The following is a 10,569-nucleotide window of genomic DNA, read 5'->3' on the forward strand; positions in this document are numbered from 1 at the left end:
TGCTCGGTTGCGTTACAGCTGGACGCCGGAGAAGGACATGAAGCCCAACGACATCAGGCCAACGGTAATGAAGGTGATGCCAAGACCCTGCAGGCCAGCTGGCACGTCGGAGTACTTGAGCTTCTCGCGAATACCGGCAAGTGCAGCGATCGCCAGCGCCCAACCAAAGCCTGCACCCACGCCATAGATCACGGACTCACCGAAGGTGTAGTCACGCTGAACCATGAACAGTGCAGCACCGAGGATGGCGCAGTTGACCGTGATCAGCGGCAGGAACACACCCAGCGCGTTGTAGAGCGCAGGCACGAACTTGTCGAGGAACATCTCGAGGATCTGCACGATCGCCGCGATGACGCCGATGTAGGACAGATAACCCAGGAAGGACAGATCGATGCTCTCGGCCCCTTCCAGACCCGTCCAGGTCAGCGCGCCTTCACGCAACAGGTAGTTCAGGATCAGGTTGTTGACCGGCACCGTCACCGCCAGCACCACGACAACCGCCACGCCAAGACCGATCGCGGACTGGATCTTCTTGGACACCGCCAGGAATGTACACATCCCCAGGAAGAAGGCCAGTGCCATGTTCTCGACGAACACGGCCTTGATGAACAGGCTCAGATAGTGTTCGAACATGTTACACGGCCTCCTTGATCTTGGTATTGGCGGTAATCTTGTACTCCGCCTTCTCGACCTGTTCTGGATAGACGCTACGCAGTATCCAGATGAACAGACCGATGACGAAGAACGCAGACGGCGGCAGCAGCATCAGGCCATTCGGGATGTACCAGCCACCGTCATTGACGGTTTGCAGGATGGTCATGCCGAACAGAGAGCCAGAACCAAACAGTTCACGCACGAAGCCAACCACCAGCAGGATCACGGTATAGCCCAAGCCATTGCCGATACCATCGATGAAACTCATCACCGGGCCGTTCTGCATCGCGTAAGCTTCGGCGCGACCCATGACGATACAGTTGGTGATGATCAGACCGACGAAGACCGACAGCTGCTTGGAGTCTCGAAGGCGAAAGCCTTCAGCGACTGATCGACCACGATGACCAGCGAGGCAATGATCGTCATCTGCACGATGATGCGGATAGACGACGGGATATGGTTGCGAATCAACGAGATGAACATGCTGGAGAACGCTGTTACCAGCGACACCGCAATCCCCATGATCAGGGCGGTGTTCATCGAGTTGGTCACCGCCAGCGCGGAACAGATGCCGAGGATCTGTAACGCGATAGGGTTGTTCTTGAAGATCGGCGTCGTCAGGACACCTTTAGGAGTTTCGGCAGACATCGTTACGCTCCTTTGACGTCGCGGAACTGGGTCAGGTATTTGGCAAAGCCATTTTCACCCATCCAGAACTGCAGCAGGTTGGTCACACCGTTACTGGTCAGGGTAGCACCAGACAGAGCATCGACCTGGTACTGGGCATCCGGAGAGGACGAATTGACACCGCCCTTCTTCAGACGCACTTCCGGATCCATGCTGTCTTCGGGATAGATCTTCTTGCCATCCCACTGAGCCTTCCACTTCGGATTGTCGACTTCGCCGCCAAGCCCAGGAGTTTCCCCCTGTTGATAGAAGGACAGTCCGACGACGGTATTGCCGTCACCCTTGAGGGCAAGATAACCGTACATCATCGACCACAGGCCATTGCCGCGCACCGGGACAATGATCTGATCAGGCTGTTTGGCATCACCGACCAGGTAGACCACGGAATACTGCTCACGACGCTTGATGCCAGGTAGGTCTTCATCACCAGACAGTGTGCGTGAAGTCGCCGGATCCTTGGACATCTTGGCCTGGTCATACTTTTCCGGATCAATATTGTCGACATAGTCGCCAGTATTGAGATCAACCACCTTGGCGGTGACCTTGTCACGGAACTGCTGGCCGACATCTTCGCCCGACTGCAGCAGCTCGGCGACCGCAAGAATGTTGCTCTTGCGGTCAAGCTCGGCGTTGGTCAGCTGCTGCGGACGCAGCACGACCGCTGCGGTGGAAACGACCACCGAGCAGACGATACACAGCGCGAGCGCGACACCGAGGGTTTTCTTGATGGAATTATTGCTGGCCATGTCAGACGGTCTCCTCGTTCGTGATGCCGGCAGTCTCGCGCTTGATACGGCGCTTGATGTTGGCCTGCACGACGAAGTGGTCGATCAGCGGGGCGAACAGGTTGGCGAACAGAATCGCCAGCATGATGCCCTCCGGGAAGGCCGGATTGGCTACGCGAATCAGGACGGTCATCACACCGATCAGCGCACCGAATATCAGCTTGCCCTTGTTGGTCATCGAGGCCGAGACCGGATCGGTAGCCATGAAGACCATACCGAAGGCGAAGCCACCGATCACCAGATGCCAATACCACGGCATCTCGAACATCGCATTGGTATCACTGCCGATGGCATTGAACAGGGCTGATGTCGCGATCATGCCTAACAACACACCCAGCATGATTCGCCACGAGGCAATCCGCGTCCAGAGCAGAACGGCCGCACCAATGAAGATCGCAAGCGTCGAGACCTCACCCATGGAACCCGGGATGAAGCCCAGGAAGGCATCGGACCAGCTCATCTGCTGCATCAGGGTGCTCATGCCATCCTGCGCTACGGTAGACAGTGCCGTCGCACCGGTATAGCCATCAGCCGGCACCCAGACCGCGTCACCGGAAATGCTGGCCGGATACGCGAAGTACAGGAAGGCACGACCAGACAGCGCCGGGTTGAGGAAGTTCTTGCCAGTACCGCCGAAGACTTCCTTGCCGATCACCACACCGAAGGTGATACCGAGCGCGACCTGCCATAGCGGAATCGTCGCCGGTAGCGTCAATGCGAACAGCACGGAAGTGACGAAGAAGCCCTCATTGACTTCATGGCCACGACGCATGGCGAACAGCACTTCCCAGAAGCCGCCGACCGCGAAGGTCACCAGATAGATGGGCAGGAAGTAGGTGGCACCAAGGATAAAGTTGGCCCATACACTACCGGCATCATGGCTTCCTGCCAGCAGCATGACGATCGCTTCACGCCAGCCACCCAGTGAACTGAAGCCACCCGCGATCGCGTCGTTGGCCTGCAGACCAGCGTTGTACATACCGAAGAACATGGCCGGGAAGGTACACATCCAAACCGTGATCATGATCCGCTTCAGATCGATACCATCACGCACGTGTGCCGTGGTGCGCGTGACACTCGCCGGTACATAGAAAATCGTGTCCACGGCTTCGTAGAGCGCGTAGAACTTCTCGTACTTGCCACCCTTGTGGAAGTGCGGCTCCAGATTATCCAGAGTCTGTCGAATGCCCATCATCAGACCTCTTTCTCGATCGTGGTGAGGTTGTCACGCAGGATGGGACCGTACTCATACTTGCCCGGGCACACGTAGGTGCACAGCGCGAGGTCCTCTTCATCAAGCTCAAGGCAGCCAAGCTGCATCCCAGTCTCGATATCGCCGACAATCAGTGAACGCAGCAACTGCGTCGGCAGGATATCCAGCGGCATGATCTTCTCGTACGCACCCACCGGCACCATGGCTCGCTCGGAACCATTGGTCGAGGTGTTGGGACGATAATCACGCAGCCCTGTCAGCTTCGACAGATAGATACCCAGTACCGAGTGACGGTTGGCGCCCGTGGACAGCCAGCCCATGAAGGCACGCTTGTTACCTTCTTCGAGCAGACTCACCTGAGTGTGGTAGCGGCCAACAAAACGCAATGCGCCTTCACTGGTGGTCCCGGAGAACACCGAACCGGAAATCACGCGCGTGTCTTCGGCCTGCTCCACTTCACCCTTGAGCAGGTCAACAGTGCTGGCACCCAGACGCGTACGCAACAAGCGCGGCTTCCTCGCACGCGGGCCACCAACAGCGACCACACGACGGGTATCCAGACAGCCTTCCGCCAGCAGGGTACCGATGGCGACGACATCCTGATAACCGACATGCCACACCTGACGTTTCAGGCTGACGGGTGCCAGATGATGGATATGCGTACCCGGCAAACCGGCCGGATGCGGACCCTTGAAGGACTCGCTGACCACACCTGCAACGTCGCCACCCGGAATATCAGCACCCGGTGCCTGACACAGGAAGACCTTGCCTTCAGTCAAGCGTGTCAGTGCGACAAGCCCCTGACGGAAAGCCGTTTCCTGTCCTTTGAGCACAACGGCCGGATCAGCAGCCAGCGGATGGGTATCGATGGCAGTGACAAAGATAGCCGCCGCCTTGGCATCGAGCGCCGGAACGCGTGAGAACGGGCGGGTACGCAGTGCCGTCCACAGGCCTGACTCGACCAATTGGTCGACCATCACCTGACGTTCGAGCGTGGCGAGAGCTGTCTCGCCGTGCGCCGTGAATTCCTCTGCGCCACCCTGCTCATCAATTTCGACCACTACAGACAGCAGCTTACGCTTCTCGCCACGATTGATCTCTACCACAGTACCAGCTGCAGGCGCGGTGTATCGCACACCGGGAGTCTTCTTGTCGGTGAAGAGCAGTTGCCCCAGCTTCACCTTATCCCCTTCGCTGACTTCCATCGTCGGTTTCATACCGACGTAGTCAACACCCAGGATCGCTACGCGACGAACGGGCTGCGCATCCTCGATACGCTGCTCCGGAGCCCCAGCGATGGGGAGATCCAGGCCACGTTTGACTTCGATCATAGACTCGCCCAATTGTCGGATCTGATGTTATTAAAGAAAGATCATGCGTCGATGACACGACTAGAGGCCGATAAATGGCCAGGCAGCCCCAAGAATAGCTAGCGTCACGATATATGAATGCTTTTCTTATCAGACGGTTGGAGGTGTGACCCAGAGACTGGGCCGGCCCAAAAAATCCGCCTCATTATAAAGATGCGAGGCCGGAAAGACCATACGACACTAAAGTGGTGCGATCCGCCAAAATGACAATGCCCCCACCATCATGGATGGCGAGGGCATTGTCTTGAGGACCATTTCGAGGCTGTTTTGGCGACCGTTGCGATAGCCGACGATTCCTGTTGAGGAAATGTGCAGCACGCTTGCCAACACACAAGCTCAACGATCAAGGTCAGATATCGAGTTCAGCCTTCAATTTCCATCAGCTTGGCCTTCAAACTTGGTTTTCAAGCTTGGTTTTCAAGCTCAGCGCGTCGGGAAGTAGCTGAAACGCACGTTGGACATATGCTGCAGGATACGCACGACCTGACAGCTGTAGCCAAACTCGTTGTCATACCAGACGTAGACCACGGCCTGCTTGTCAGTGACGATCGTCGCCTGACCATCGACGATACCGGAGTGACGGTTACCGACGAAGTCTGACGACACGACCTCACAGGAATCGACGTAGTCGATCTGCTTTTGCAGTGAAGAGTGCAGTGACGCGGTACGCAGGAAGTCATTCATGCGTTCAGCATCGCTTGCCGTGTTCAGCGTGAGGTTGAGGATCGCCATGGAAACGTTCGGTGTCGGCACGCGGATGGCGTTGCCGGTCAGCTTGCCTTCCAGTTCCGGTAGCGCCTTGGCGACAGCCTTGGCAGCGCCAGTCTCGGTCAGCACCATGTTCAGCGCTGCAGCGCGACCACGGCGATCACCACTGTGGAAGTTATCGATCAGGTTCTGATCGTTGGTATAGGAATGCACCGTCTCGACGTGCCCCTGACTGACACCGTATTCATCGTTCAATACCTTCAGCAGCGGCACGATGGCATTGGTGGTACAGGACGCTGCAGAAATGATGCGGTCACTGTCATTGATGTCAGCATGGTTGACGCCATAGACGATATTCTTCAGATCGCCCTTGCCCGGAGCGGTCAGCAGTACCTTGGCGACACCTTTACATTCCAGGTGCTGACCAAGGCCGGCCTCATCACGCCACTTACCGGTATTATCTACCACGATGGCGTTATCAATACCGTGCACGGTGTAATCGATCTCGGCCGGTGAGCTGGCGTAGATGATCTTGATGTAGTTGCCATTGACGATCAGCGCCGAGTTTTCTTGATCAACAGTGATACTGCCCTCAAAAGGCCCGTGCACGGAGTCACGACGCAGCAGGCTGGCACGTTTCTCCAGATCATCACCATCGCCACGTACCACAATGGCGCGCAGACGCAGCAGATTACCACCGCCTGCCTTCTCGATCATGATGCGCGCCAGCAGACGACCGATACGACCGAAGCCGTACAGCACGACATCCTTCGGCTCGCCGCCCATGCCGCCTTCGACGTGACCACCGACGATCTCGGCCAGCTCACGTGTGAGGAAAGCAGTGATATCCGTCTCACCGGATCGCTTGAACGCGACCGCCAGCTTACCGATATCGATATGCGCAGGACCGAGGTTAAGCGCAATCATCGCGCGCACCAGCGGGAAGGTATCTTCGACCGACAGCTCAACGCCTTCGGCCTTGCGAACCCAACGATGATTCTTGAGGATGCGCACCATCGAACGGTTGATCAGCGAACGCCCATAGATGGAGGGCACGACATTGAAGCGACGATAGAGATCACCCAACAACGGAATCATCTGTTCGGCGAGGGCTTCATTGTCCTGCCACTGCTTGAAACAGGCTTCGAGATTCTCTTGGCTCACGGATGCTTTCCTCTGACGGACGATCTAAAAACGGGCGCAGCAAGTAGACTTGCAACGCAGGACAAGGCCAGGCAAGTATGCGCAACGGGCCGGTGAGGGACAATGAAAGGATGGTCGCACTGGGGGTAGTAGTGCTACAGAATCAACGATTTGACTACAAGACCGTTTACCCCATTGCAGAGCAGACAGCATTTTCTCCCACTCTTGCCATGCCCCATAACAACGCCGTGCATGCATCATCTTCTGCCCTACAGCAGCCCATTACTGTAAAAGCGCTCCACCCGCCCCCATCAACACAACTGACTTGCTATGATCATGCATACCTTCGGCGGTCGCGCCCTTTTCCTCGCACCTACCGTCGCCCGGCCACGAGCGCCCAAGCCCCAGGACACAAGATACAGAGCCCATGTTCGAGACTCCGCTGACGCCCCCGTTGCCGCGCCCTAGCCGCGAAACCACTTACTGGACACTGGATGGCGGCAGCGCTGCTGCATTGGCATTGGCACGTCTGGCCGATGCTGATGATGCCCCGTTGATGGTGATCACCCCTGATACCGCCAGTGCCCAGCGCCTTGAGGCTGATCTACGCTTCTACACGCGCCATCCTGAACGCCTGTTACCCTTCCCTGACTGGGAAACGCTGCCCTACGACAGTTTTTCTCCACATCAGGACATCGTCTCTGAGCGCCTGCGCACCTTGCGCATGCTGCAAATCAGCCGACGTGCCATCGTGCCGGTGCCGGTCAATACCCTGATGCAGCGCCTTGCGCCAGTGGATTACATCGCGGGGCAGGTCTTCAGTCTGAGCCGTGGTGACACCTTGAATCGCGAAGACTTCCGCACCCGTCTTTCGCGTGCCGGTTATCGTGCCGTCGAGACAGTCTATGAGCCCGGCGAGTACGCACTGCGTGGCGCATTGATTGACCTGTTCCCGATGGGCAGCAAGCAACCGCTGCGTATTGATCTGTTCGATGAGGAGATCGACACTCTGCGCGCCTTCGACCCCGACACTCAGCGCAGTGGCGACAAGGTGGAATCCATCGAGATTCTGCCTGCACACGAATACCCGCTGACGCGCGGCGCAATTGCCTGCTTCCGCGAAGGCTTCGAGACGCTATTTGATATCGATCCGCGTCAGTGCATCCTCTACAACGATGCACTCAAGGGTATTCCCTCACCGGGTCTTGAGCAGTACCTGCCACTGTTCTTCGAAGAAACCGCGACACTGTTCGACCATCTCGGTGAGACCCTGCGTATCGCCATGCTGCCTGGCGTACGTGAAGCCGCTGAGCATCACTGGGACGCCATCACTACGCGCCATGCCAACCTCGGCGTCGATCCGACACGTCCGCTACTACCGCCTCACCGTGCCTTCGTGCCGGTCAACGAGTTGTTCGGACTGATCAAGCAGCATGAGCGCATCGAACTGCTGCGTGATAGCCACGAGCACGCCATCGAATTTGGTCATCAGCCACTGCCGACACTCGCCATTGATGCACGTAGCACTGACCCGACCAAGGCACTGGCCAGTTTCCTGAGCCAGCGGTTAAGTGGCGATGAAGCCCAGCGTGTCCTGTTTGTGGCGGAAACTCAGGGCCGCCGCGAGGTGGTGGAAGAGCAGCTATCTCCACTGTTACGCGGCTTCGGGCTGCGTACGCTGGATGATTTCGCGAACTTCGATACCTTCCTCGCTAGTAACGCAGCTGTAGGCCTTGTCGTGGGCGGCTTGAACGAAGGCGCCTGGATCACCAGCACCGCCCAGACAGAGACCGGTGTCGCCAGCAAAGGACTGGTGGTGATTACCGAGACAGAGCTCTACGGTGAAGTGGTCCGCCAGAGCCGCCGTCAAGCACGCGCCACCGATGATAACGAGCTGGCTGTACGCCATCTCTCAGAGCTGCGCAATGGCGCACCGGTCGTCCATCATACGCACGGCGTAGGGCGCTATCTGGGACTTGAGACCATCGATACTGGCGGTCAAGAAGCCGAGTTCCTGGCGCTCGCATATGCTGATGGTGCGAAGCTTTATGTACCGGTCGATAGCCTGCACCTGATCTCACGCTACTCTGGTGCCAGCGACGAGTTGGCTCCGCTGCATCGACTAGGGTCGGAGCAATGGGAGAAGGCCAAGCGCAAGGCCGCCGAGAAGATTCGCGATACGGCGGCAGAATTGCTGGATGTCTATGCACGCCGCGAAGCGCGCGTCGGCCATGCCTGCGACTTCCCCGCCGAGGATTACGCCCGCTTCGCCGCCAGCTTCCCGTTTGAGGAAACGCCGGATCAGGCCCAGACCATCGGCGCGGTCATCCAGGACATGTGCTCCCCACAACCGATGGACCGCGTAGTGTGTGGCGATGTCGGCTTCGGCAAGACAGAAGTCGCCATGCGCGCCGCCTTCCTCGCCGTCAATTCCGGACGTCAAGTCATCGTACTGGTACCGACGACGCTGCTGGCCCAGCAGCATTATGACAACTTCCGTGATCGCTTCGCCGATACCGCGGTAGAGATTGCACTGCTGTCGCGCTTCACCAGCGGCAAGGGGCAAGAGGCGTCACTTGAGCGCATCAAGAATGGTCAGGCTGATATCGTGATTGGCACCCACAAGTTACTGTCCAAATCTCTCCAGTTACCCAACATGGGCCTATTGGTGATTGATGAGGAGCATCGCTTCGGTGTTTCCCAGAAGGAACGCCTCAAGAGCCTACGCTCCGAGGTAGATATCCTGACCCTGACCGCCACACCCATTCCGCGCACGCTGAACATGGCGATGAGCGGCATTCGCGACCTGTCCATCATTGCCACGCCCCCGGCGCGCCGCCTGTCAGTCAAGACCTTCGTTCAGCAACGCAACGATGGCGTGGTCAAGGAAGCCATTCTGCGTGAGCTACTGCGCGGTGGTCAGGTCTACTTCCTGCATAATGAAGTCAAGACTATCGAAGAAACGGCAGCTCGCCTTGCCGAGCTGGTGCCAGAGGCCAGCATTGGCGTTGCTCATGGCCAATTGCCAGAACGTAGCCTTGAGCGACGCATGTCGGACTTCTATCACAAGCGCTTCAACGTGCTGGTCTGCTCGACCATCATCGAAACCGGCATCGATGTACCGAGTGCCAATACCATTTTGATCGAGCGTGCCGACAAGTTCGGCCTCGCCCAACTGCATCAGCTGCGGGGACGTGTCGGTCGCTCGCATCATCAGGCCTATGCTTACCTGCTGACACCACATCCCAAGTCGATGACGCGTGATGCCATCAAACGCCTGGAAGCCATCAGCGAAGCAGAGGATCTTGGCGCAGGCTTTACACTGGCCTCACATGACATGGAGATTCGTGGTGCTGGCGAGTTACTGGGCGATGAGCAGTCAGGGCAAATGGAAACCATCGGCTACTCGCTGTACATGGAAATGCTTGATCGTGCAGTCAAGGCCATCAAGGCAGGCAAGACACCTAATATCGAGTCCCCTCTAGACGACGGCGTCGAGGTCAGCCTCAATCTGCCCGCGTTGATTCCGGCCGACTATCTGCACGATGTCCAACAGCGCCTGATGATGTACAAGCGCATCAGCAATGCCGAGGATGCCGGCGGGCTACGTGAGCTGCAGGTAGAGATGGTCGACCGCTTCGGGCTACTGCCAGAGCCAGTCAAGACCCTATTCCGCCAGACCCGTCTACGCCAACGCGCTCAAGCGTTAGGCATCGCCAAGCTGGAAGCCGGTGCAGGACGAGGTCGTATCATCTTCGGCGCCCAGACGCCGGTCGACCCGCTGACGTTGGTCAACCTCATTCAGCGTCAATCAGATATCTACAAACTGGAAGGTGCTGACACTCTGCGCTTTGCCACCGACATGGAAGACGCCGAAACACGCTTCAGCTTCTGCGAGACGCTGCTCGATCTGCTCAATGCCAAGGCGCGCGTCGCATAGATCACACCCAATAGAGAAATAGAAACGGCCTGCATCAATTGATGCAGGCCGTTTCTATTTCTCTATTGG

6 protein-coding genes and 1 pseudogene are annotated in these 10,569 nt (G+C 57.6%); 1 reads left to right on the forward strand and 6 read right to left on the reverse strand.

From position 1 onward, the window contains the following. Positions 1-12 precede the first annotated feature (12 nt). From nqrE to BF12_RS0100995, 6 genes and pseudogenes are all read right to left on the reverse strand, one after another. Complete coding sequence (nqrE, locus tag BF12_RS0100970) at positions 13-633, reverse strand: NADH:ubiquinone reductase (Na(+)-transporting) subunit E (protein WP_024950633.1); 621 nt, start codon at positions 631-633, stop codon at positions 13-15. Between the two features lies 1 nt (position 634). Beyond that, positions 635-1,302, reverse strand: a pseudogene (locus tag BF12_RS18095) (NADH:ubiquinone reductase (Na(+)-transporting) subunit D). A gap of 2 nt (positions 1,303-1,304) precedes the next feature. Beyond that, the gene (locus BF12_RS0100980) at positions 1,305-2,087 is read right to left on the reverse strand and encodes a Na(+)-translocating NADH-quinone reductase subunit C (protein WP_024950634.1); all 783 of its coding nucleotides are present in this window, start codon (positions 2,085-2,087) and stop codon (positions 1,305-1,307) included. A 1-nt stretch (position 2,088) separates the two neighbouring features. Continuing rightward, complete coding sequence (locus BF12_RS0100985; protein WP_024950635.1) at positions 2,089-3,321, reverse strand: NADH:ubiquinone reductase (Na(+)-transporting) subunit B; 1,233 nt, start codon at positions 3,319-3,321, stop codon at positions 2,089-2,091. Then, on the reverse strand, positions 3,321-4,670 hold the full coding sequence (locus BF12_RS0100990) for a Na(+)-translocating NADH-quinone reductase subunit A (RefSeq protein ID WP_024950636.1): 1,350 nt from the start codon (positions 4,668-4,670) through the stop codon (positions 3,321-3,323). The genes BF12_RS0100985 and BF12_RS0100990 overlap by 1 nt, the downstream gene beginning before the upstream one ends. A 462-nt stretch (positions 4,671-5,132) precedes the next feature. Beyond that, positions 5,133-6,581, reverse strand: a complete 1,449-nt coding sequence (locus tag BF12_RS0100995) for a glyceraldehyde-3-phosphate dehydrogenase (RefSeq protein ID WP_024950637.1) — start codon at positions 6,579-6,581, stop codon at positions 5,133-5,135. 406 nt (positions 6,582-6,987) lie between these two features. On the opposite strand from BF12_RS0100995, the gene mfd reads away from it, so the two are divergent. Then, entirely contained in the window at positions 6,988-10,500 is a 3,513-nt protein-coding gene (gene mfd, locus BF12_RS0101000) for a transcription-repair coupling factor (RefSeq protein WP_024950638.1), read from the forward strand. Positions 10,501-10,569: the final 69 nt, after the last annotated feature.

Source organism: Cobetia crustatorum (genome assembly GCF_000591415.1).
GTDB lineage: Bacteria > Pseudomonadota > Gammaproteobacteria > Pseudomonadales > Halomonadaceae > Cobetia > Cobetia crustatorum.

Excerpts from the sequence above, each read along its gene's own strand:
- mfd (WP_024950638.1), top strand. The coding sequence starts at position 6,988 with ATGTTCGAGACTCCGCTGACGCCCCCGTTGCCGCGCCCTAGCCGCGAA.
- BF12_RS0100985 (WP_024950635.1), bottom strand. The coding sequence starts at position 3,321 with ATGATGGGCATTCGACAGACTCTGGATAATCTGGAGCCGCACTTCCAC.
- BF12_RS0100980 (WP_024950634.1), bottom strand. The coding sequence starts at position 2,087 with ATGGCCAGCAATAATTCCATCAAGAAAACCCTCGGTGTCGCGCTCGCG.
- nqrE (WP_024950633.1), bottom strand. The coding sequence starts at position 633 with ATGTTCGAACACTATCTGAGCCTGTTCATCAAGGCCGTGTTCGTCGAG.
- BF12_RS0100990 (WP_024950636.1), bottom strand. The coding sequence starts at position 4,670 with ATGATCGAAGTCAAACGTGGCCTGGATCTCCCCATCGCTGGGGCTCCG.